Annotated in this window: 21 protein-coding genes; 9 read left to right on the top strand and 12 right to left on the bottom strand. The window is 40.9% G+C overall.

What is annotated here, in order from left to right:
• Positions 1–3: 3 nt before the first annotated feature.
• The 5 genes from ACYPZI_RS06800 (at position 4) to ACYPZI_RS06780 (ending at position 2480) form a co-directional block, all read left to right on the top strand.
• Positions 4–222 carry a GNAT family N-acetyltransferase gene (locus ACYPZI_RS06800; protein ID WP_459599940.1) on the top strand — a complete coding sequence of 73 codons (219 nt, stop codon included), beginning with the start codon at positions 4–6 and terminating at the stop codon, positions 220–222.
• A gap of 5 nt (positions 223–227) precedes the next feature.
• Positions 228–590 (top strand): 6-carboxytetrahydropterin synthase QueD, encoded by a 363-nt coding sequence (gene queD, locus ACYPZI_RS06795; RefSeq protein ID WP_459599914.1) that lies wholly within the window; start codon positions 228–230, stop codon positions 588–590.
• The gene (locus ACYPZI_RS06790) at positions 571–1152 is read left to right on the top strand and encodes a 7-carboxy-7-deazaguanine synthase QueE (RefSeq protein ID WP_459599912.1); all 582 of its coding nucleotides are present in this window, start codon (positions 571–573) and stop codon (positions 1150–1152) included. The genes queD and ACYPZI_RS06790 overlap by 20 nt, the downstream gene beginning before the upstream one ends.
• The gene (locus ACYPZI_RS06785; RefSeq protein WP_459599910.1) at positions 1152–2066 is read left to right on the top strand and encodes a ribonuclease Z; all 915 of its coding nucleotides are present in this window, start codon (positions 1152–1154) and stop codon (positions 2064–2066) included. Before ACYPZI_RS06790 ends, ACYPZI_RS06785 begins: the two co-directional genes overlap by 1 nt.
• Positions 2067–2144: 78 nt before the next feature.
• Positions 2145–2480, top strand: a complete 336-nt coding sequence (locus ACYPZI_RS06780; RefSeq protein ID WP_459599908.1) for a T9SS type A sorting domain-containing protein — start codon at positions 2145–2147, stop codon at positions 2478–2480.
• Between the two features lie 117 nt (positions 2481–2597).
• Here the strand turns inward: ACYPZI_RS06780 and mnmL are convergent, their stop codons facing one another.
• From mnmL to ACYPZI_RS06750, 6 genes are all read right to left on the bottom strand, one after another.
• Positions 2598–3527 carry a tRNA modification radical SAM protein MnmL/YtqA gene (gene mnmL, locus ACYPZI_RS06775; RefSeq protein WP_459599906.1) on the bottom strand — a complete coding sequence of 310 codons (930 nt, stop codon included), beginning with the start codon at positions 3525–3527 and terminating at the stop codon, positions 2598–2600.
• Entirely contained in the window at positions 3517–4290 is a 774-nt protein-coding gene (gene argB / locus ACYPZI_RS06770) for an acetylglutamate kinase (RefSeq protein ID WP_459599904.1), read from the bottom strand. Before argB ends, mnmL begins: the two co-directional genes overlap by 11 nt.
• Positions 4291–4309: 19 nt before the next feature.
• Complete coding sequence (locus ACYPZI_RS06765) at positions 4310–5779, bottom strand: hypothetical protein (RefSeq protein ID WP_459599902.1); 1470 nt, start codon at positions 5777–5779, stop codon at positions 4310–4312.
• A gap of 4 nt (positions 5780–5783) precedes the next feature.
• Positions 5784–6251 (bottom strand): CYTH domain-containing protein, encoded by a 468-nt coding sequence (locus tag ACYPZI_RS06760; RefSeq protein ID WP_459599900.1) that lies wholly within the window; start codon positions 6249–6251, stop codon positions 5784–5786.
• A 152-nt stretch (positions 6252–6403) separates the two neighbouring features.
• Positions 6404–7483, bottom strand: a complete 1080-nt coding sequence (locus tag ACYPZI_RS06755; protein WP_459599898.1) for a DUF4831 family protein — start codon at positions 7481–7483, stop codon at positions 6404–6406.
• 78 nt (positions 7484–7561) lie between these two features.
• Positions 7562–8518 carry a tyrosine-protein phosphatase gene (locus ACYPZI_RS06750; protein WP_459599896.1) on the bottom strand — a complete coding sequence of 319 codons (957 nt, stop codon included), beginning with the start codon at positions 8516–8518 and terminating at the stop codon, positions 7562–7564.
• Between the two features lie 206 nt (positions 8519–8724).
• On the opposite strand from ACYPZI_RS06750, the gene ACYPZI_RS06745 reads away from it, so the two are divergent.
• Positions 8725–9786: a tyrosine-protein phosphatase gene (locus ACYPZI_RS06745; RefSeq protein WP_459599894.1), complete on the top strand. Its 1062-nt coding sequence runs from the start codon at positions 8725–8727 to the stop codon at positions 9784–9786.
• A 240-nt stretch (positions 9787–10026) separates the two neighbouring features.
• Positions 10027–10857, top strand: coding sequence for a phosphatidate cytidylyltransferase (locus tag ACYPZI_RS06740; protein WP_459599892.1), 831 nt, complete (start codon positions 10027–10029; stop codon positions 10855–10857).
• A 529-nt stretch (positions 10858–11386) separates the two neighbouring features.
• On the opposite strand, the gene ACYPZI_RS06735 is transcribed toward ACYPZI_RS06740, so the two are convergent.
• The 6 genes from ACYPZI_RS06735 to ACYPZI_RS06710 form a co-directional block, all read right to left on the bottom strand.
• Entirely contained in the window at positions 11387–12703 is a 1317-nt protein-coding gene (locus tag ACYPZI_RS06735; protein WP_459599891.1) for a family 10 glycosylhydrolase, read from the bottom strand.
• A gap of 18 nt (positions 12704–12721) precedes the next feature.
• Complete coding sequence (locus tag ACYPZI_RS06730) at positions 12722–14182, bottom strand: DUF5018 domain-containing protein (RefSeq protein WP_459599889.1); 1461 nt, start codon at positions 14180–14182, stop codon at positions 12722–12724.
• Between the two features lie 58 nt (positions 14183–14240).
• Positions 14241–14681, bottom strand: a complete 441-nt coding sequence (locus ACYPZI_RS06725; RefSeq protein WP_459599887.1) for a hypothetical protein — start codon at positions 14679–14681, stop codon at positions 14241–14243.
• 23 nt (positions 14682–14704) lie between these two features.
• The gene (locus ACYPZI_RS06720; RefSeq protein WP_459599885.1) at positions 14705–16411 is read right to left on the bottom strand and encodes a RagB/SusD family nutrient uptake outer membrane protein; all 1707 of its coding nucleotides are present in this window, start codon (positions 16409–16411) and stop codon (positions 14705–14707) included.
• Positions 16412–16428: 17 nt separating this feature from the next.
• Positions 16429–19650 (bottom strand): SusC/RagA family TonB-linked outer membrane protein, encoded by a 3222-nt coding sequence (locus ACYPZI_RS06715; protein ID WP_459599883.1) that lies wholly within the window; start codon positions 19648–19650, stop codon positions 16429–16431.
• Positions 19651–19773: 123 nt separating this feature from the next.
• On the bottom strand, positions 19774–20976 hold the full coding sequence (locus ACYPZI_RS06710) for a n-acyl-d-glucosamine 2-epimerase (protein WP_459599938.1): 1203 nt from the start codon (positions 20974–20976) through the stop codon (positions 19774–19776).
• Between the two features lie 485 nt (positions 20977–21461).
• Between ACYPZI_RS06710 and ACYPZI_RS06705 the strand changes: the two genes are divergently transcribed.
• Entirely contained in the window at positions 21462–22733 is a 1272-nt protein-coding gene (locus ACYPZI_RS06705) for a family 10 glycosylhydrolase (RefSeq protein WP_459599881.1), read from the top strand.
• Between the two features lie 21 nt (positions 22734–22754).
• On the top strand, positions 22755–24731 hold the full coding sequence (locus ACYPZI_RS06700; protein WP_459599879.1) for a glycoside hydrolase family 97 protein: 1977 nt from the start codon (positions 22755–22757) through the stop codon (positions 24729–24731).
• Positions 24732–24768: the final 37 nt, after the last annotated feature.

The raw sequence follows: 24768 nt of genomic DNA, 5'->3' as shown, positions 1-24768 counted from the left end.
GTTCTGAATGAATATAGGAAAAAAGGTATTGCTTCCCGTATTTTGAATGAATTAGAAAAATGGAGCAAAGAACTTGGCGGAAAATTTTGCATTCTCGAAACCGGACGAAAATTTCCTGATGCAATAAAACTTTATGAGAAAAATGGTTATTCCAACATACCCAACTATGGACAGTATGAACATATTGAGAGCAGCATCTGTTTTCAGAAAAAAATAGTATAAGCATAATGTACAAAATAAGTAAACAGTTTTCATTTTCAGCTTCACATATTCTTGAGGGGCTATCTCAAGAACACCCTTGTTCGCGTTTGCACGGACACAACTATGTGATTTCTGTTCACCTAAGAGCAGGTGAACTGAATAATACAGGCTTTGTAAAAGATTACAGAGAATTGGATAGTGTTAAAAAATATATTGACGAAGAGCTTGATCACAAGCATCTGAATGACATCTTCGCATTTAATCCTACAGCCGAAAACATAGCAAAACATCTATATGATGTATTCAAAAAAGACATCCCCGAATTATACGCCATAGAGGTATCCGAAACACCAAAAACAACTGCTGTTTATGAAGCTGACAGTAAATGAAATATTTTATTCTCTGCAAGGTGAAGGTGGACGGAATGGAGAGGCTTCTATATTCATCCGGTTGACCATGTGCAATTTGGCATGTAGTTTTTGCGACACCGATTTTGCCGGAGGTGACGATATGACCTTAGAGGAAATATTGGACGTGATCGGGCAGTATCCTTGCAAGTGGATTATCTGGACGGGAGGCGAACCGACAATCCAATTAAAAGACCGGCACCTTGCTTTCTTCCGCGAAAAAGGATACAAACAAGCTATTGAAACAAATGGCACGCGAAGAGCCCCTTCCCTGATAGATTATATAGCCTGTAGCCCAAAGCAGGACTACGAATCCATCAAATCGCGCATACCTGAGGTAAATGAGATCAGAATACCGGTAAAAAAGGGCGATACGATTCCCGACATCTCGGTTTTTCCAAAAGCTGACAATTATTTTTTAAGTCCTATATTCGATGCCGATAAAATGAACGAAGATAATGTCGCATATTGCGTCGAACTGATAAAACAACACCCTGAATGGCGTTTAAGCCTCCAATTGCATAAGCTGATACACATTGAATAATGGAAAAATTCGAAATCGACATATTGGGGTGCGGTTCGGCAACGCCCACTACACGCCATAACCCTTCATCGCAGATAATAAATGTAAGGGACAAACTATTTATGATAGATTGCGGAGAAGGAACGCAATTACAATTGAGAAGAAGCAAACTCCGCTTTGGGCGGCTGACACAAATATTTATATCGCATCTGCACGGCGACCATTGTTTCGGATTGATAGGGCTGATTTCAACGCTAGGCCTCTTGGGGCGGACAGGCGATTTAGTTATTCATTCTGTTCCGGGATTAGAAGAAATACTTCGTCCCGAAATCGATTTTTTTTGTAAAGACCATCCTTTCCAAGTAAGAATACAGACATTCCATCCTGGAAAAAGCGAAATTATATACGAAGACCGTTCTGTAACGGTGAGAACTATTCCGCTAAAACACCGCGTACCCTGTGCAGGCTTTTTATTTCAGGAAAAACAGCAAGAAGCGCATTTAATACCCGACTTAATCAAGTTTTATAATATTCCGATAAAAGAACTGGCTAAAATTAAACAAGGGGCTGATTTTATTACTGAGGAAGGAGATATTATTCCTAATGCAAGGCTTACAACACCTGCCGAACGGGCGCGCTCGTATGCCTATTGCTCCGATACAGCTTATAACGAAAAAATAATACCTATCATCGAGGGAGTCGACATGTTGTATCACGAAGCTACATTCGCGGCTTCGGATAAGGCACGGGCACGCGAAACAGGCCATTCCACAGCCAGCCAGGCGGCAGAGATAGCAAAACGGGCGAATGTGAAAAAATTAATGCTGGGACATTTTTCGGCTCGCTATCCGGATAATAAGGTATTACTGAGTGAAGCAATGGAAATTTTCGAAAATACAATACTCGCTAACGAAGGACTTCGTGAAAAATTGTGAACTCATGTATTTTTTTCCTGTTTTTTAGTATTTTATAATCTTTAATACCTATATTTGCCTTTGTCAGTAGTATCGATAATGGGAAAATTCAAGTATATATTGTTCCTTATCTTGTTCACAGGAATCTCTTTTCAAGCTAATTCGAAAGGTGTGGATTTTCCGGTGAACGGTTTTTCTATTACAGACCAGCCATCGGACAATACCACAACGTTGGAGGTAAACATAAATAATACCACCAAAATAAAAATGGAGAATGTACCTACATCCGGCTATCTGGAAGTGTATAGCATCTTAGGGGTAAAAGTAACCAGCATTAATCTCAAAACGTGTTTTGGAAGCTGTTATATCGACCTGCCGAAAGGGTTATACATATTAAAGGCGGGCAAATCTGCTCAAAAAATAATAGTAAGATAATAAAACCACCAATTCAAATATATAAAATAAGGGTGTCTCAAAAGGTCTTTGATACGTCCTTGGTAGAGTTTTGCCCGAAGCAACCCAGATGGAATGATTTTCGTGCCCTGCCATAGGTTACCCTTTATTTTCATACAGTCGCCCCTGCCACGTCTCCCTTTCGGCAAAACGCTTCCATATTTTTGCTGTAAATTCAAAGTTCTTTAAACCCCAATCGGGAGCTATCAGCAGTTGTTTCGGAGATTGCGATATAAATCTTTCAATAATAAAATCAGGATTCAGTCTTTCAGCAAAATCGATACACAGATCGATATAATCATCTACTTCGAACAGGTTGAACCACTCAGGGTGTTCCCTGTACTGCTTCGCCATTACCGTTCCTTTGATGAGCTGTAATTGATGTAACTTTAATGTAGTTAATGGAAGTTTTGATACGACTCCGGCATGAGCCAGTACCTGCTCCCTGCTTTCGTGAGGCAGGCCTAATATCAGGTGAGCTCCTGTATAAATGCCCTTCGATGCCGTTTTTTCTATTGCAGCGACGCTCTCCGCATGTGTGTGCCCCCTGTTGATAAACTCTAAGGTAGAATCTAATGTAGATTCGAGTCCATATTCTATGATGAGGAAAGTTCGTCTGTTTAGTTCTGCGAAATAATCCAACAATTCATCCGGCATACAGTCGGGACGTGTGCCGATGATCAATCCTACGACACCGGGGTAAGCCAAAGCTTCTTCATACAGGGAGATCAGCTTATCGATGCTGTCATACGTGTTTGTGTAAGACTGAAAATAGGCCAGATATTTCATTTCGGGATACTTGTAGGAAAAGAAAGCAATGCCATCGCGTAGCTGGTCGCTTACGGAACGCTGTTTCCCTCCATATCCCGGGCTGAAACTTTGATTGTTACAATATGTACAACCTCCTACGGCTTTCGACCCGTCCCTGTTCGGGCAAGTGAAACCGGCGTTGATCGATATTTTCTGAACCTTATACGGGAAATGTTTCGTGAGTAATCCCCCGAATTCCTTATAGAATTTATTCTCCATTAATGCGTGTTCCTGTGTTCTTTCCTAATTCCGCGGCGCTGGTAATAATCACTTCCTTTACTCCGGCTTCTATCGAGTTGAAAGCATTCTCCAGCTTCGGGATCATTCCACCCTGAATAACACCTTGCTCGACGAACCGTTCAAATTCGGTTTTATTTATTTGAGGAATAACGCTGTCATCATCCTTCTCATTCATTAGTACCCCTTTCTTTTCGAAGCAATAAACTAAGCTCACATCAAATACCTGAGCCAATGCTTTCGCTGTTTCTCCGGCTATTGTATCGGCATTCGTGTTCAATATATTCCCCTTTCCATCGTGGGTTAACGGCGCTAAAACAGGAATTATACCTTGTTGTATGAGAGAGGATAGGATGTCAATGTTTACCTTTTTTACATCACCTACATAGCCGTAATCTATATCTTTAACCGGTCTTTTATCGGAAAGCATCATATTCATGTCTGCTCCGGTAAGTCCTAAGGCGTTTATACCCAGCGCTTGCAGTTTGGCGACAATGTTTTTATTCACCAATCCGCCATATACCATCGTCACCACTTGGAGTGTTTCCAGATCGGTTATCCTCCGCCCGTTTACCATCCGGCTTTCTATGCCCAGGCGTTCAGCTAACTTTGTCGCTGAGCGTCCGCCTCCATGTACCAGTATTTTGTATCCCTCTATTTGGGCGAAATCTTTTAATAATTGTTGTAAAGACTGTTCTTCCTCTACAATCTTGCCTCCTACTTTTATGATAGTTAACTTGTTCATTCTGTTTATTGTTACTTTTCTAATTTAATTCGCTTACATCGCTTATACCGTTCCGGTTGAACAATATCCGGTATTTTCGGTAATATTCATCGCTGTCCGATTGGCACTGTATGATAAAGTAAAGGGAATATATCTTGTTGCCTTCCATAGCCGCAAGCCCGTTTTCTTTGTCCGGTATATAGAGGGGGATAAACGGGTTATCCATTTTCTGAGTATAGTGCAATAAACTGAATCTGGTGATATCATTAATTCCCGACAAACGATATTCTTTATATTCCTCAATATCTTCTTTCGACAAGCTAACCCATTTCCGGTACAATATGATTTTTTCATCATACACTTGGTTCTCGGCTTCAACTAGTGGAGACCTGGCTCTTATGCTGCGTACTTCATCCGGAAGTTTACTCTCTTCGATGAAGTCAAAGCCTTCTTTCATCCAGCCGATCTCTTGTTTGCGAATACTCAATTTCAATTTCGTGTCAAAGTATTTTTTACTCAGTTTGGACGTGAAATAATAGCGCGTTATATCCTTTATGCGGTCTTTAAACATATAGCTGAACACCAGGATAACGAAAAGGTCAGTGGTGAAATTACCGAAGCGTTGTGTTGCAAAGAAAGAGATCACAGTCGCGAAAATCATGGCAATACCGGCAGCTATACTATAGTAAACCTGCTCGGCCAAAGCTCCGTCTTTTTTCTTTATGATTTGTAAAAACAGGTCGCTCTCTACAAATTTTTTCAGGACATTACGCTGGGTTATAACCAGGCTGTTATGCTTTGTGTCCTCTTTTTCGAGAAGCATAAACCCTCTTTTTCTTTTGTGGGCTGTTTCGTCCTCCAACAATTTATAAAGTCCGGGCTTTATTTTTTCAAACACCTTTTTATTGCCTGACAATTGGCGCATTATCTCAAACGAATACTGCTCTATTATATTTCCAAGAAAATCGTCGCCGAAAAGAAAATAATCCCGTTGTTGTTTCGATATATCTGTCTTTGTCAGTTCTTCCCATTTCTCACGGTACTGAAGGGCTATTTCTCTTACATCATGAATAAAGGATTCTATGTGTGAGATAATCTCTTCGTCGGCAGATGTGTCGCGTATGATCTGTACATGGCGGCGAAGAGCGCTTTTTACAATACAGACGAACATTTTTACCTGATATACAAAGCTCTCTGTTTTAATTTCGTCCGTCGGATTTATAACCAGATCATCTAATGCCTTTTGTAATCTTGGCAAAGGGCCGCGTCCGGCTTTTAGGATTTCTTCCAGAGAATAGACCGGAGTAATCAGACGAATATTGGTATTCACATCCCTGTAGAAATCTGTTTTCTTGTATGTTGACCGGTTAATATCCAGACTATTTGGTACAAATATCCAACTGTTAATCCTGAATTGATTAACGTCTTTCGGATTATCCTTATCGGGAATAAACCCGATTTTGAATTCCAGCGAAAAATTATCGTGGACTTTTACTTCTGTATCAATCATCCGGTCACCATTTAGTGTACGGTTTCTGACTCAAATATGAGTTGTAGTAACGCTCGTCTCCGGTAACTTCATCCCCAAGCCAATCGGGTTTTTCAAAAATGTCGGCTTCATCCGAAAGTTCTATTTCAGCCATCACCAAACCTTCATTGTCACCGTGAAATTCGTCGACTTCGAAAGTATAGTTATCATTCTTAATATAATGGCGGACTTTATCTATTATTCCCGGTTCGCATATATCTATTAACTCCCGAGCGTCATGTAAAGGAATTTCTTTTTCCCATTCGTAGCGAGATAATCCCGACGCGTTGCTGATCCCTTTTATTGTGAGATACGCTTTTTCCCCTTTTATCCTGACGCGGACTGTTCGTTCGGGGATAGACGACAGATAGCCCTGAACAATAACTTCTTTTTTATAAGCGTATTGTTTAAAATCTCCTTTCACCAAAAATTTCCGTTCTATTTCTAATCCCATATAAATATCGAAAGAGGGTGTGTTAAAAGGTCATTTTTTTCGTCATTGCGAACGAAGTGAAGCAATCCAGAGTGTTGATTATTAATGGATTGCTTCGGGCTATCGCCCTCGCAATGACGGGAACTCCATCTTTTGACACACCCTCTGGTGAGTTACTGTATTATTTGCTTGATAGCGCCCATGTCAGGATAGAAGATAACCTTTACCGGCATTTTATTGTTGTCGAACATTTTAGGAGTTAGGACATCCTGTACTCCGTATTGTACGATGTCACATTCTTTTCTTACATAGTCTTTTCCGTTATAAGAAATTTGCAATGCAGCTTTATTCGGGATATTGTAGATTATTCCTGCCGAAAACTTCTTCTCCATTTCTTTTTCTTCTTTAGGGGTGAGTATCTGCTCAACGCGCGGGTCTTTATTTTTCAGAGTAAAGTAAACCGGAGCGCCGGACAGGTCGTTCGCGTCAACAATGCCAAGCTTAGAAGAGAATCGGAAAATAACCCTGTTTTCGATGTCTTTTTTATCCGGAACAATAGTAAATGCTTTCGAACCGGTCTCCACACTTTCAGTCCCGATAAACATTGCCGTTAAAGCTCTTTCCTGTTCTTCGAGTTGTGTCATTACCAGTTTATAGGCATTTCCGTCAGGAGGCATATTGTCGGCTTCTCCTGTCAGGATATTATTCCGGCTTTCCCGTAAACGGTATATTTGTTTGGCGATCAACTCCGCTTGTTTAGCCGTAGAACCTGCCCTCAATATCTCTTCCGATAAAAAACTACGGGGATCAGATGTGAAACTTGACGGGGTAGGAGTGGCTTCTGTTACTTCTTCCTTCGGGAAAGTATAATCGTTATTGATAGCACATATCAGTCCGTCTTTTGTCAGTGTTACAAATGGAGTAGTTGTATTTGAGCGGAATTCTACCAGGTAGGATTTGTCTTTATCAACAACACCTTGTGTAGCAGCATCAATATTATCGATGGAGTAAATTGTACTGTTTTCTATTATAGGGTTTGAGATACTCAGGTAACGTTCGGCGTATTGATAGAACTGCCCGGCCTTTCGCGTAGTCTTTGTATATTTTACGGATACTGTAATAGAGGTTTTGGGTAAAGAATAAGCTACTCCATAGTCATTGCCTTTTACCGCGCTCATCTTAACCGTGCTTTGAGCGGAAAGTTGAGTTGCTCCGGTAAATACTAGGAAAATTAGTCCCCAATAATATTTCATAAGATTTTCGTTTAAAATATTAATATAGCAAAGCTAAGGATTTTTTTGTGAAATTAATAAGAGTTGAAAACAGTAGTTTTATTGAAGGTAAAGTCTTCTCATTTTCACAATGTCTACTTTTAGTACTTTGGTGAGGTAATCCATCACAGATCCGTGATCTCTTTTTATCTGATTGATACCTGCCTGCAAGAACATTTTTTTTACTGTAAATATAGATTCTGCACGTGGATATTTTGCTATAAACGCATCGTACTTGTCACTTAAATATATTTTCGACGACAAATAGTCTTCCATGATCGTCTGTTCGTCTACACCCAAAGAGTATAGGACAAGAGCTGCCGCCATACCGGTCCTGTCTTTTCCTGCCGAACAATGAAATATAAGAGGTGCGCTCAGATTGTTCTGTACTATGGCAAAAAATATGCGGAAGGCTCTTACACAGGCAGGATCGCTTACTAGCAAACGGTTCATGTACTTCATCTGAGTATCTATATTCGTGCTGAGTAAATTTGCCTGAATTCCTTCACTGCTTAGATTCCCGGGAGTGATGGCTATAGGATATGTGAAATGAACAGTATGCGGAAGCTTGTCCGGAGAACGTTTTACTTCGCTTTGCGCCCTGAAATCTATAACTGATGTTATCGGGATGCCGGACAGGTATTTGAGATCTTCTTCTGTGAGATTGGATAATTCGTCTGCCCGGAACAATTTTCCCCATTTTGTATATCTTCCTTCCTTTGTTTTGAAACCTCCCAGATCGCGAAAATTATAACCTCCTGCCATGGGTAAATGCCTTTCGGCCAATAATATTCTTTCCGTTTCACTAACCAGTTCAAAATAAGTGCGGCTAGAGCTGCTCACATTGAGAGGGAAAATACCACTGCCATTACCTGTCAGTATAGGAGCTGTTTTATCTATGCTCTCAAATGAAGTGCCAGCATATAATTCCCAATACTTTTCAGTCTCTATATCGAGACTTGTAGCTTTGGTCTGTTTATCTTTTATTATATAAACTTTTTGAATAACCTTACCCATTAACACTAAATTGTCTTGTTATGCGGCAACTATTTTTCATTAAAGAAAACAAATATAAGCAATTAGTTGGTATTGTATTGTTAAATGTATTTGAAGTGTGAAAAAAAGGTAAATCTTTGCAAAAAGAATACAGGGTATTGAAAAGCATTCGATACTAATGTATCTTTGTTATAATAGTGTTGGTCCGGATAGTTGATTTTATGTGTATGAAGCTTAAATTACTTTTTAGTGCTGCTAGTATTATTCTGTTTTGTAATTGTGCCTCTACCCCGTCTTTAACCGTTCTGTGCGAGAAAGACCGGAAAGGTAATTATGTATTGAAATGGGAAATATATCCTGATATGGATAATGTTCCTGTTGAAATCTTTGTATCGGATAACGACAGTGTGTTCCCATCGGTACCCGAATTTGTGGCAAACTCAAATGACTATATAGCAGTTGTTAAGAATGATTCGGGTGATGTGGAAAAGAGAAAATTCTTTCAAATAAAGCTTGCCGGGACTACGTCAGGTACAATAACAAACCGTTTTTTCGAGTTAGACAGTATCCAGAACTTCCGTGACATTGGAGGATATCTGACAAGTGAAAACCATCGGATACGATGGGGGAAAATCTTCCGATCGGGAAGTTTCTATAAAATGACATCCCGCGATAGCCTTGAGTTAGATAATCTGGGGATTAAAACCTCGATCGATTTAAAATCTGCAGATGCAACAAGAAGAGTGGTGGAAAAGTATACTAAGGTCAATAATATCCGTATTCCGATAGTATATAATGGCTATAGTGCTATTTCTCAAAAAATTATGGCTGGACAGTTTTTACGTGGAGACGCCATTGTTTATACTCAGGATACCTATAGAGATATGGTGAATAATTTTGCTAAAGAGTATGCCACCTTCTTTGATTATTTGTGCGATGAGAATAACTATCCCCTTGTGTACCATTGCTATTTGGGAAAAGACCAATCGGGGTTAGCCACATACTTTCTATTTAAAGCATTGGATGTACCTATGGATGAAATAGAAGATGATTATATGGCATCGGATATAGGCATTGATAGAACAAAGCTTGTAAAAGGAGCTGACAGTCTATCTGAATCGAGACAAGAGACATTTACCATGCTTACAAAAACAGACTTGGCATATTTGAGATACGGCATATCGTGTATCCGTGAAAAGAGTGGTTCGGTTGAAGATTACATGCTGAAAGAATTGAATCTGACCCCTGAGAAACGAAAGAAATTGAAATCTATATTGTTATATAAATAATGCGAATCAGTAGTTAAACTCGCTTCGCGAGTAAGTAGCAAATTAGTCAATATGCCAATGTGCCAATGTGCCAATGGCGCAAAGCGACAAAGGCTATAAGCTAACGGCTAATCTTTGAATCTTTAAATCTTTGAATCTTTGAATCTTTGAATCTTTGAATCTTTGAATTTTTAAATAGAATTTATATAATACTCCTATTTTTACTACTTTTGTCAACAACTTAATAAAAAATTAAACGCCTTGAAACTACCGAATATCGTTGTCCGCATCTTGTCAGGAATTATATTTATTGCCATTCTGGTTGGCGGAATGCTTATAAACCAGTATACTTTTGCCATCGTTTTTTCTCTTATAACAGCGTTGTTACTTTACGAATTTTACGGATTAATAGAGAAAAAAGCTAAAGTTCCGATTGTGCGCACATGGAATATCTTAGGAGGATTTGCACTTGTTCTGGGAGGATTTTATTATGCGGCTTTAGGGAGTTCGTTCGTCGTGTTCGTTCCCTATGTTTCCTATTTACTTATATTATTTGTAAGCGAATTATATCTGAAAAGACAAAATCCTATTCATTCGCTGGCGTACTCTATTCTAGGGCAAGTGTATATCGCTGTGCCTTTTGCATTGACCAACTATCTTGTATTTGCATACGAACCGGCTAGTTATCATTCTGTATATGTACTTGCATTATTTGTCTTTATATGGGTCAATGACTCTTTTGCCTATCTTACAGGTATGGCTTTAGGGAAGCATCGTTTGTTTGAGCGCATATCTCCTAAAAAGTCTTGGGAGGGATTCATCGGGGGTGCTGTGTTTTCGATGGCTTCGTCACTTATATTCGCTCATTTTTATCCTAACTTGTCTATCCTAGCATGGATAGGATTTTCTGCTATAACAGTTGTTTTTGGCACATGGGGCGATTTGTTCGAATCTCTTATTAAACGTACTTTAGGTGTAAAAGATTCAGGGAATATGATACCGGGGCATGGAGGTATCTTAGATAGGTTCGATAGTACGATACTTGCCATTCCTGCAGTGTTTGTATATCTTGTTTTGATAAATCACCTGTAACAATATCAATATTTTATCTATCTAAAGAAATTAATATAATTACTATGAATAAGAAAGTTTTAGCTGTAACTTTAGTAGCTGCGGTAGCGAGCGTTGCCGTTTATGTATATGTTCAAAAAAAGAAAAAAGATAAATGTAAGAATTTCCCGGTAACGTTTATTTGATTCGTTATTTCTTTCAGGTAGCATATCTATTGACCTTTCAGACTATTTGTCAATTGGTTACAGTGTATATATTCTAGAGAGGTAACGATTTGGCAACGGTTCTTTTAACTTTGGTTCGCGTTACTTTACAAATACCAAATAATCCATGTTAAAGATAAATAGAAACGTTGATTCTATAAAATATCTGAAACGATATTTTACATTTCACTTCATCCCTTTTTTACAAAAATAATCGAGGTTGTCCCAAAAGTAAAATTAAGTCTCTGAGAATTGAATATATAGACCCGAAGAAAAACGCATAAAAAAAGAGAGAGGCTGTCCCAAAAGTATGGAACAGCCTCTTATACAGAAACAGTTACTTGATATTATTTTATCACTCGACCAATACCTTCTTTGATAGCAGCCCATTGGCTATTGTTAATCACATGGGATAATTCAAAGACCATCAATCCGTCTGTGTTTTTCAAACACAAATAAACAGCGTCGGAAATCTTTATTTTGTTAGTCCCATAGCCGGGTGTATTTATAGAACCATATACTTTACAATCGCCCATGGTATATGTGGAATAGATGTTAACAAAATTTTCCACAGACCAATCAGAACCCGGAACTTCCGCTTTCCAAATAGCATCGGCGTAAGCGCCCAAAGAGAATACTTCCAATTGGTCGGCAAAACCGGTTTTGTTATAGGCGCTTGTATAAATACCACTGGCAGCGGGAACATACTTTTTACTAGCCCAATTCTGTCCCACACTATAACGTGAAGTCCAATGAGCCGATGCCCATAAATGAAGCTCTATATTAGGATTTATGGATTTTACTTTCGACCGGATATTGGTAATCAAATTGGTTATCGTCATGGAACGAAATTCAATCCATTTATTGTATTTGGGTCCTACACCGCCGGTATTGGTAATTATATCATTATTACTTCCTAATTTTTCTCCGGTATATGCTTCATAAGCTGCGATGGTAGCGTCTCCAAATCCATAATTGGCGCCGTACCAACGACAATAATCCAAGCAAATACCTTTCAGCTTCGGATATTTTGTCACAATTTCCGCTACAATGGAAATAACAAAGGCTTGTACTTCAGGCAAGCAAGGATTCAACATCACCGCGTCCACACCGGTATAATCTTTCATATCCGTAATGACGGTCGGTTTAGTATGATCCAGCATAATCATCTGTGTTTTACCATTCCATGTGTCATTATCGTAAACCAATCCTTCATGTGTGCCTGTAATACCGAAGCCGAGTGTGGAGATACTCGCGTTGACAGCTATACCCAACCGTTCTCCTTCTTCTATAAAGAAGCTCAAATAATCCCAGTCGCGGGTAACTGTTTCCGTACCCCATTTGGTCAATTTCGGCAAAATATCACTATTATACAGCGCATAACCGATACCCGGTTTCACATCCACATAAATTTCAGTGAATCCGGTTTCTTTCATTCTTTCCATATAGGTCGTAATATTCGCTTTGTCCTTAAAACGGCTGAAATTGGCATGCGCGTCAATCCACAATTGTACCGGTTTATTGACTTTTCCACCCGGACCGCCGCCGGGATCGACAGGAATATCAGGCTCTGTACCCGGATCCGGGTCATTGCCTCCATCCGAACAGGCGAAGACAGCACACGAGATAACAAATACTAACAATAAATATAAATATTTTTTCATCTTTCAATTAGTGATTATTCATTCAAAGCAAGTCAGCTTATAAGTACGCAGTCCTAATCGGCCAAACCACACGGCTAAGTAGCCGGTGTCTTCGCCTTCGTCCCAATACCAATCTAAATAGCTGCCATAGCTCCAACCGGAATTTACGCTCTCGGCGATATTTAGGTTTTCATGCGACAACGTTGACAAGTCGGTGCCCATTACGGTAGCCGCGTGCCACCATGCCGTGCCGCTTGTTATCGCCACATAGCTTTTGCCATTGATAACCATACCCGAAACAATAGGTCTGCGAGTGCCTCGCGCGCAAACTTGTCCTGTACCTGCCCACCATGCTTGCAGGATGTTTTGCCACAATCCCGGCATTACGGCAACGGTTGAACCGGCACGTGAATTAACATAACATTTAATGGAATTGTTAGCGCTCGGTGAACCTTCGGCGTCGCCTATCACATAACTTGGTTGATCCGAATCATCCAATGGGGAAATCATCTGGAAACCTCCGCAGTCGCTGCTTGAATAACCGGTGCTTACCGTCGAATAGTCGGAAGCCAAATGACCGCCTGTGACTTTCACACGATAATGTTCGCCGCTTGCGTTGCGTGGCGCTAAAGCTGTAATCCACGCGTTGCCGGTGATGTCGCCGGCTACCTGGAAGTTTGCCGAACCATCGGTAGTCGACGCCATGTTTATTCCAATGCTACCCACCGATACAGGGGCGGAAGTAGGAGCTGTCCAATAGAAAACCTCTGTTGAGCCGCCACTAACCACCAAACCTACGCAATGTCCTTTATAGTCGGAGGTTATCAGTTTCAGATTAGCCAAGGAGATTGATCCTAAGTTGAGAGAACCGGATTCAGCCAACGTGTTTTTATCAAAAACTTTCACTCCATACGAAGAAGTAGGATCGGCGTCAATATAGGCGCGTGAAAGCAATACGATATAATTGCCGCAATACGCGGGATACATTATCAAATCGCCATATTGTTTAGAATCGGCGAGACCGAAATCACCCTGTGTACCCGGATAACCCAATTTATCGAAATTCTTGCTGACGCCGATTTCCGCGTAACTGAAACCTGTACCTTCCGGCATTTTATCGGAAATGCCCCAACCTACGGTATATTCCCTCTTCGTCTTTTGGTCTTCCGCGGTCACGGTATATTTCACACCGCCACTTTTGGCAAAGTTCTGCGGAATGGAAGGATCCGGACTTACCGTAGCGCCTTTGGATAGGTAGAAGGATGGTACAGCATCAGCCAATACCGTAGTCGCGTCAAGGTAAGGAGACACTTTAATAGTCACCGTGTTATCGGTATTGATGACGGCGTTATATACCTCATTCGCCGTATTTTTAACTTTGAAGGAGATGATTATTTCCGCTTCACTCGACAGGTCGTCATCGTCCTTGCAAGCGCCACACAACAAGCTGCAGCCTGCCACCGCAAGCATTAGATATAGTTTTAAACTTCTATTTTTCATAACAAATTGTTTTTAATATTAAGAATGTAAATCAGGAGTTGAATCCCTCCGATTCTCATTACTCATAATAGCCTCTCACTCTATATTGGCGCGTTGTTCCTACTCCCGACTTCACAGTAATAATGATGCCGTCGCCGGTAATGTCATGCCTGCCATCCAAAGAAGGAGTGATAATCTCATCGTAAGTTATAGTGGCTACCAGGTAGATGTTTGTCAAATCCACATCAGCTTGCAGCGACGCGGAAATAGCAAATAAAATCAAGCCGTACCCGCCTTCCACTTCTTCTTGTGTAAAATCCCCGGAGACCATGTCGCCGTTTTTGTCATATTCGAAAATGGTAGAGGCGAACGCCCCTGCCGTATGCGAGGCTTTGCAGGTCATTTGCGAGATAGTGTTCTTTGTATGTACAAATTCGGGATCTGCTTCGGCGCAACTCCACAACGAAAAGACCATAGAGACGCTTAAAAAGAATAGTCCTATTTTAGTTATTGTTTTCATTGTTGCTCTATTTTTGTTTTTAATTACCATAAAGGATTATTTAGACATAATTTATTATTCGCCAATTCGGAATCAGGCAATGAGAAATAGTAAAACCGTTCCTGGAAAATACGTAATGTAGCGGCGTCACAATTTATCGTTTCGTACGTGAGCGGGCTGCCATTTGTGATTCTTACGCCATGCGCGTTTTTACCGTTAATAACATTCATTGCTAATTTCCAACGGCGCAAATCCCAATAGCGGAAACCTTCGCCGGCTAATTCCACGCAACGTTCCTTGCGTAATAAGGTCATGAAAGCCTCTTTGTCCGGCGCGTCGGCTGTGGTTTTTGCCGGTAAGTGCACACGGGCGCGCACTTCGTTCAAGGCTGCCAACGCCTGTGTCTTGTATTGGTTATAATCCCACTCGGCATACGCTTCGGCTTTGTTCAGCAATACTTCTGCATAACGAAGCACCACGTCGGCTTCGTAGCTATAATTCGCCACAAAGTCATTATTTTCTTGTAAATATTTACGTAAGTAATAGCCGGTACATGTATGCGCTTGCGTTGATCCGGCTTTTGTGAAAGCGATAAATCCGTCTGTTCCGCCTACATAAGTCTGGATGGTTCTGCCTTCCCATTGGCTTCCGTTATACAGTATGGTTGCTTTGAAACGCGGTTCCCTGTCTGTGTAAGGATCGGCGTGACTCGCGGAGTAAGTAGTCCAGTTAAAAGCTGTTCCGTCACTAAATTCATAAAGGTCCGCCAGTTCGGCGGTTGGCACATGTGCTCCATATACAGCCGCTCCATTATGTGTCGCTATATCGCCAAAAGGACGGACGAAAGCGTCATACCGATGAGCGTCCGGAGCATTCCATTCAGGGTCTTTCGCAAAATACAGCGTGAATAAATTTTCATGCGAATTGTCTTGACCGCCATCTACCTGAAATACTTTGGCATAGTCCAACGCCAGCGCGCCGCCCAATTCTTTCACTTTTTCCGCCGCTTTAGCCGCTACTTCCCATTGATGGGCGTACAACGCCATGCGCGAAATAAAGCCATAAGCGGTTTTCTTGGTGGCGCGACCTTCCCATGTGCTTGGCCAAGCATCGGGCAAATGAGTAGCCGCCCAGTCTAATTCTTTAAGCACAAAATCCCAGCTTTCCGCTTCGGTAGCGCGCGCTCTATTGACGTCCGCCGGATTGGCGCTGTCATCCAAGCCTCCGTTTACTCCGGATATATCGGTACGGATGACCACGCCGCCATAGACGCGAATCAACCGATAATAGGTAAACGCGCGGCATAGGCGCGCTTCGGCGCGGCGGATGTCGCACCAGTCTTCGCCAAATTTAGGGACGCCATACCGGCTGATATCGTCCAACAACACATTGACGCGGCGAATACGTCCATACGCGTCGCTCCAACAGTCGAACGGACCTGCGCCACCGGTTTGGATATTGGCTTCCAGCAACGCCTTGTTGTAAGGATGATTGTATTGATCCCACGAGGTCGATTTTGTGAGGTCGGAATAACTGTCGTAAAACGCCGATTCATTACTCTTCAGTTGCGACACGTCTGTAATTGTTTTATACGACGCTGTAACGTATAGTTCCGCGGCACGTTCCGTGCTCCAAACGGCTGCGTCGGATAGATCCTTGGTATTCTGCACATCCAACACATCGGTACAAGCAGGCGTGGCCAAGCCGAATACAATACCTGCTGCTAAAATTATGATTGTTTGTTTTTTCATTTTTTTCTTCTCCTACATTAGAATGATACTTTAAGACCCAAACTATATGTTTTTTGTTGCGGATAATATCCGTTGCTTACCGACGGACTTTCAGGATCGACATATTTGAAGTGGCTAAGTGTAAGTAAGTTTGTACCTGCCAAATAGATATATACTGAACTGAACGGGGTTTTCGACAATATTTTCGCCGGAAGCGTGTAGCCGACATTGGCGTTTTTCAATCGTAAATATTCTCCATTTATCAACCACCAAGTGGATTGCCACGCGTTGTTCCCGTTCGCTACCGTAGTCAAACGCGGCCATTTCGCGTCCGGATTTTCCGGCGTCCATGCGTCTTTTATACGATAGCTTGGCGAGTTGCCGTTTTCAGGGAATGTACTGGTATAAACCGTAGAAGAAGTCACCCCTGTCTGATATACGCCCGACAACTGATAGTCGGAGTGCGTTACGCCTTGCCATAGCAACGCGGCGGAAAAACCTTTCCATGACACATTCATATTCAACGAGAAGTTGATTTCAGGGATGTCGCCATAACCGATTCTTGCATAATCGCCTGTCGAATTAATGATTCCGTCGCCGTTGTAATCCAAATATTTAATGTCGCCTAAGTGGAGGCTACCTGATGGCGCGGCAGGATAATTGTCTATTTCTTCCTGCGTTTGGAACAAGCCAAGAGCTATGAAACCTTCCCTATAATTGATCGGTTCTCCTAATTTCGCGCGATAGTTCGGATAATTGTCCGCGACGGCTCGCTTCAATACGCGGTTATGCGCGTACGAAAAGTTTCCGCTCAAGGAGTAAAATAAATCCGAATTGACTCTGTTTTCATGTTTCAGGGTGATTTCAAACCCTCTGTTATCCACTTTCCCTGAATTTTGGTACGATGGGTAATAGCCGCCTAACGAAGGAGGATAGAGACCGCTTTGTGTTTCTAAGATATCGTCGTTGACTTTATAAAACAGATCCAATTCAACGCCTAACTTTTTGTTCCATACATCCACATCGAAGCCTAAGTTATACAAGGTGGCGTTTTCCCAATACAAATTGCGGTAAACGAATGCGTTGACCGTGTATAATTGCGTTATCGGCGCGCCGCCGAGTACCATGCTTTTTTTAGACAAGCCAAAGTTGTTTAGGTACGTCCACGCCGGGATGTTACTGTTTCCCGATTTGCCTATACTGGCGCGCACTTTCAAATAATCCACGGCAGGCAAGGCGTTGGCGAAAAATTCTTCCGACGAAACAACCCAACCTAAGGAAGCCGAAGGAAAAAACGCCTTACGGTTTTCAGGCGCGAATTTATAAGTGCCGTCCTGACGGAAAGATACTTCCGCCAAATATTTTTTGGCAAATACATAATTGAGACGTCCTATCAATGATTGCTCGCCTGTGGTCTGATGAGATCCGCTTACCAATGATCTTGTGGCAGGATCATCATTTCCCGTACCTAAAGTTAAATCTACCGGATCATCGCTAAGATAGTTCCTGTTGGTTCCGGTCATCGTGCTCGAATAGTTTTGTTGCGCTTCGTACGCCAGCATCGCTCCCACAAAGTGTTTTCCGTCTTTTCCAAATTCACGCGCGTAATCCAGTTGCGGACGATACATATAGGTGTCGCCCCATGAAGCCGATTTGGCATAGCCACCGCCCGGAGAGAATCCGTCATTACCGTGTATTCCTTCATCAAAAGTCGTGTTTACGTAATACATTTCAAAATATTTGTCGTAGTCGGAATTGGTGGTGTTATTATAATTATAAGCGCCAAACATCGAAATTTTCAAGCCTTTCAGGATGTCGGTCAAACCGGAGAAGTCGTATTGTAATTTAAAATTGGAATCTAATCCCCATCTGGTCGCTTTTTTGTAACCCGATTCCATCAAGGAGGCATATCCGTTCTTGTAATACGTGGCGCCGTTCCATGCGGTAGGATAGCCTTGGAATTCGGATTTGATAACAGGCGCCGTGTTGATGGCTTGCCTTATCGGGTCAAATTCGCCCTGAATGTTGAGAACCGTCCCCGGATAGTTCGTATCGGTGCGGAGTCCTGCTAAATTGGCTGAGAATGTCAAATTTTTAGCTACTGTAACATCCAAGTTCACGCGCATGTTGTAACGGGTATAATTGGTGTTATGCAAGGTTCCGTCCTGATCCATAAAACCGAGACTGGCATAATATTTTGTTTTGTCCGTACCACCTGCCGCCGAAATATTGTGTTGCTGCGTGATACCTGTACGGAAGATTTTATTGATCCAATCCGTTTCGCCCCATATACTGTTCGGGTCATTGCTCAGCACCAGGTTTTGGATGTCCGCCGAGAAGAGCGGTGTGTTTCCATCCATAGCCCGCGCTTTGTTGTGATAATACATAAATTCCCTCGCGTTCAAGAAATCAGGCATGGCTGTGTTTTGTGTGGCGGTAAAAGAACCGTCGTAGGTGATCTTAGCCGGACCTTCCCCTCCTGATTTAGTGGTAATTAGGATAACCCCGTTGGTTCCATGCACCCCGTAGATGGCCGCCGCCGCGTCTTTCAACACGGATATGCTTTCCACATCGTTCGGATTGACATAGTCCATCGGGCGCGGCACGCCGTCCACAATGATCGTCGGACTATTTCCCCCGTCATTCCAGTTGAACGTATTAAGGCCGCGCACATATATTGTAGTACCGTCGGCGCCGGGTTTCCCTGTTTGCTGGATACTGGTCACGCCGGATACCTTCCCGGTAAGCATATTGGATATATTCTGCATTGGAGCTTTAGTCAATTCCTTCGCTCCAACCGCCGAAACCGCTCCAGTCATGTGAATACGTTTTTGAGTACCGTATCCTACCACCACCACTTCGTCCAGTTCCTTTAGGTTTTCCACCAGTACAATCTTTAGAGTAGTGGCGCGATCTACTTTTATCCATTGTTCTATATATCCGACATAGGATATTTTGATCGTTGAATTAGCGTCAACAGACAGTTCAAATTTCCCATCTATATCTGTAAATGTACCTACATTGGAATTAACCGCCGCGACGGTCGCGCCAATGACAGGTTGTTGGGCTTCATCAACTACTACACCCGATATTTTGATTTTATCGGGAAAGGCTAGCTTCGTTTCTCCCTGCTCCAGCGCTGAGAGGGTGAAGCAATAAAGCAGCATTGGAAATAAGATCAATATCACTTTATATACAAGTAAATTTTGTCTTTGCAGATAGGTATTTCGCCTATCGTACTTGTCTTTCTTTTTTTCCATCTTTTTCTGTATTGATTTTAAGTTCATAAATTAGGAAACAATACTTTTTTTGTTCACTTTTTGATTCAGGTTCATGTTCTTCATAGATTTGTTTTGTCTTCTTCGTTAATTAATTTATTCGGATTATTCTATATCTTCAAGTGTTTTCCAGCATTGATACAATCCTCGAGGGACATGGAAACAACCTTTCCATTTTCCTCCTTTCAGATCGAGCAATACCTCTCCTTGCCTGTTCAAATATCCATACCATTCAGGATATTTTTTGTCCTTAAAATGTTCCCATGTGTAATTGTGTACTATTTCAAACCATTCTTTACAAGTTGTGTTTCCCGTCAGGCGATACCCTTTCGACAGGGCGATAAGCGTTTCGATGTGTACCCACCATAATTTCTGGTCCCATTCCAATTGTTGTGTCGGATGATTCTTATAATCAAGGAAATAAAATATTCCTCCATATTTTTTATCCCATCCGTACTCTAATGTCCGTAGCGTGGTGTCTACCGCGAAATTGATTAAGTCCTTATCTTTGAGGCGTACACCTGCGTCCATCAGAAACCACATCGCTTCTATGCCATGTCCGGGATTAATCACACGCCCTTCAAAAGAGTCGGACAAGTCGCCATTCGCTTTTACGTTCTCAAAGATGAGACCTTTGTCTTTTTGATAAAAATCCTCTCGGATTTCTTTTATAAGAACTTTCAGCAGGGAATCTACGGCCTCTTTGCCGATAATATCTTCTAAAATAAGTGATAAGTTGCATAGAATCATCGGTAAAGAGAAATTTTTGAGAGGTCTTGTTCCCGGATATGTCTTGGAATAGATTCCTTTTGGATTTTCTTTCCTGCTGATTATATTATTATAGGTGTCCAACGCTATCGCGCGATGTTCTTCATTGCCGGTGGCTTTGTACAATTCGCCGAATCCCATACAGGCAAAGCAATCGGAGAATATATTGTAAGGCTGTACTAACGGGCTGCCATCTTGAGCAAGCGCAAAATACCAGTTTCCCGCATCATCCCGCCCATACTTTTTGAGAAATTCCGCGCCATGCAAAGCTATCTCCAACCACTTCTGCTTTCGTTCAATATTATTGTACGCCATAGCGAAAAAATAAACCTCCCTGTTTTGCATCCATAAGAATTTGTCGGTATCAAATACTTTACCTTCGCGATCCAAGCAAGAAAAATACCCTCCATATTCTAAATCTAAAGAATTATTTTCCCAAAAAGGGATAATGCCGCCGATTAATTCGCTATGATAGACAGAGGCGTATTTGTTTAGCTTTTCTCCGTTGTCCTTTTGATATTGTGTTTTCTTAACATTCATATAAAATAAATTATCCATATAAATAAATATTTATGTGCTTATATAGTATTTTAAATAAATTATAATATTCGCATCACAAATATAAATAATTATTTTTTATAAACAATTATAAACAATTATTTTTTTATTAACGAAGATATTTTTTTATTTTCGGAATTTTAATTCACATAATGTGTTGTATAATACAGGTATATACACAGATATATTATATGTACCGCCCGACGTCATTTCAAGAGAAGTTATTTAAAACTAAACAAACAGCTTTTTAGCGCTTTATTATTCAAGGCAGTGTTAATTATTTTAGCTATTCAAGGCGAGACTTTTATTGGAATACGTTATTATTTCCAATTTAGAATATAGATATATGATATATTAATAAAATATTTTAATTTTCAAATAAGATTATAAAAAAATTATTCTTTATATTTGCTGTGTGAAAAGTATCTTATTCCTTAAACTATTAAATGTAACCAAAATAGACAGCCATGTTTAAAAAATTAATCTACCTTGTATTTATAGCATGTATCTTTATATCATGTGGTTCTCAAAAAAATGAAATAGTTGACACGGGTAAGCCGAAATACTTATGGTTTGATTCCGAAGCAAACTTCAAAAGATTCGCTTCAAAGGATTCGATCAAATATTATCTTGACAAAGCAAAAGCGGCTGGATTTAATCAAATAGTTGTCGATGTACGTCCGACACAAGGCGATGTATTATACAAAAGTAATTTTATGCCTCTCTTGACGGAGCACAAAGGATATAAAGTAGAGCGTGATTGGGATTATCTGCGATTCTTTATAGATGAAGCAAAAAAGAGGAAATTGAAAGTAACTGTATCCACAACGATTTTCCCTATAGGAAAACCAAATAATAGGGATGGGGCGGCTTACAGGGATAGTAGATGGGATGGAAAAACGGCGGTTGAATACACCAAAAGTAAAGCGATGATTGATGTCAAGGACGATAAGTCTAAAGTCGCGGCTTTCTTAAACCCTGTATTACCGGAGGCTCAGGATTACGCGATGAAGTTTGTGGAAGAGCTGCTCACAAAATACGATTTTGATTCGTATGCGCTCGATTACTGCCGCTACGCGGGAGATGAAAGTGATTTTTCGGAGGTTTCCCATATCGCGTTTGAAAAATATATAGGAGAAAAAGTGGAAAACTTTCCGGCTGACATATATACGTGGAATGACGATGGAAGTAAAACTCCGGGGAAATTCTATAAACAATGGTGGGAATTTCGGTCAATGGTTATCCATGATTTCGTAAAGAAGGTGAAAGAAAAAATTAAGGAAGTTAAACCTGAAGTTAAACTTGAATACTGGGCCGCGTCATGGATCGGATATTTGTATAATCAGGGACAAAACTGGGCAAGTAAATCGTATGATTTTTCTAGTGACGGTTATGATGAATGGGCTTCTCCAAATTACAAGAATACCGGTTTCGCGGAACACTTAGATGTGTTTTTATGTGGAACTTATTTGGAGCGGATATTCGGTATGGATGATAACGAATCCATAGAATATGGGCTGGCAAGAGCTAACAGGATAATAAATGGAGATTGCGCGATGTATGGAACGATATATGCGCTCAACCATGAAAAGAATATTGAAGATGCTGTATATGTTTGTCTTACTCAGTCGGAAGGACTTATGGTATTTGATATTGTGCAAGTTATTGGATTCAATCTTTGGGATGATATAAAAAAAGGTATTGACAGGGCGGAAAATGCTGATAAAAAAAATAAATAAACACATTAAATATTTATTACTATGAGAAATAGGATTATTTTTTTAGTCATTCTCTTTTTATCTTTCGTTGGAATCAGTAGTGCCAATGATTATATAATAACTTCACCGGATAACAAAATAAAAGTTACTGTGTCGGATGGTAAAGAATTGACGTGGAGCATCCAATACGGCAATGAAGTATTGCTCAAACCGAGTCGGATAGCGTTGTCAATAAAAGAATCGAGCCGAATATTAGGAATCAATACTTCCGCCCCAAAAGTAAGCAGGCGAACTGTGGATGAAACGTTTGAATCGGTGATTCCGACTAAGTTCAGGCAAATCCAAGATCATTACAATGAAATGAGTTTGAGTTTCAAGGATAATTACGCGGTAACATTCCGTGTGTATAATAATGGAGCCGCGTATCGGTTTGAAACGAACATCGCATCTCCTAAGATACATGTGGAAAATGAGAAGGTTGAATTTAATTTCGGAAATAAATATGATACATATTGGCCAAAAGAAGCCAGTCCGAATTTTATAACACATTGTGAAGGTGATTTTGATTATATTCAGCTATCAGATATACCAAATCAAAAATACGCCTATTTACCTATCTATTTATCGTCCGAATTCGGAACAAAAATGGTTGTGATGGAAGCTGACCTTTTTGATTATCCGAATTTGTTTTTGGCAGGAACAGCCGGAACAACATTAAATGGCGTATTTCCTCCTGTTATTTTTGAAAAGAAAATCAAGAAAAACTCCGATCGAAATGAGGAGATTATACGAAATGCCGATTATATTGCACAAACAAATGGAACAAGGAACTTCCCTTGGCGGTTGTTGATAATAAATGCCGACGATAAGTCCCTGCTTGAAAATAACCTGGTCTATCAACTATCTACCCCTAGTGTGGCAGGCGATAAAAGCTGGATAAAACCGGGTAGGATTTCATGGGACTGGTGGAGTACATTGAACGTGTATGGTGTTGATTTCGAAGCGGGTGTAAATACCCAAACGTACAAGTATTATATCGATTTTGCCGCTGAATATGGATTGGAATATATACTATTGGATGAAGGTTGGTCTGCCGGTACATGGAATATAAGAGAGCCGAACAAGGATGTGGATGTACAAGAATTGATAAGATATGGAAAAACCAAAAATGTAGGAGTTGTCCTGTGGGCTTTGTGGAATCCTTTATACGAGGACATTGAAGGTATATTGGATTTATATAAGCAATGGGGAATAAAAGGTGTGAAAATAGACTTTATGCAGCGCAATGATCAAGATATGGTCAACTTCTACGAGAATGTGGGGAAAGCCGCTTTCGAGAGAGGTCTTTTGGTTGATTTCCACGGCGCGTTCAAACCATCTGGTTTACAACGGAAATATCCGAATGTAATGACGTTTGAAGGGGTTTACGGCCTTGAGCACAACAAATCTTCGCATGATATTTCGCCGAACCATGATTTGATTCTTCCATTCACAAGGATGGTGGCAGGTCCTATGGATTATACTCCCGGAGCTACGGTAAACGCGACTGAAAATGATTTTCACATGAACTTTATACATCCGATGAGCCAAGGAACAAGGGCGCACCAGGGCGCGTTATTTGTGGTCTTTGAAAGTCCGCTGCAAATGTTCGCGGATAGTCCTTCCAATTATTACAAGACGCCTGATTTCACGAGTTTTATCGCCCGGATTCCAACGGTTTGGGACGAGACAAAGGCGATAGAAGCCGAAGCCGGGAAATATCTGACAATCGCACGCCGTAGCGGGGATAAATGGTTTGTGGGATCGCTTACAAACTGGGATCAGCGTTCGTTGAAAATCACCCTCGATTTTATTGATAACAAAAAATATAAAATTGATATTTTAAAAGATGGCGTGAACGCGAATCGATATGCTTCTGATTTTAAGATTGAAAACGCGGAAGTCTTTAAAGGACAAACGATTGAAATAAAAATGGCGAAAGGTGGAGGATGGGCGGCTATCCTGACTCCTCTTGAATAATATGAAAAGATTGTCGTAGAACTTAAAAAGAATAGTA

This window comes from Dysgonomonas reticulitermitis, assembly GCF_054601275.1.
Note: the sequence above shows the minus strand (reverse complement) of the source record. Positions and strands in the feature narration are given on the sequence as shown.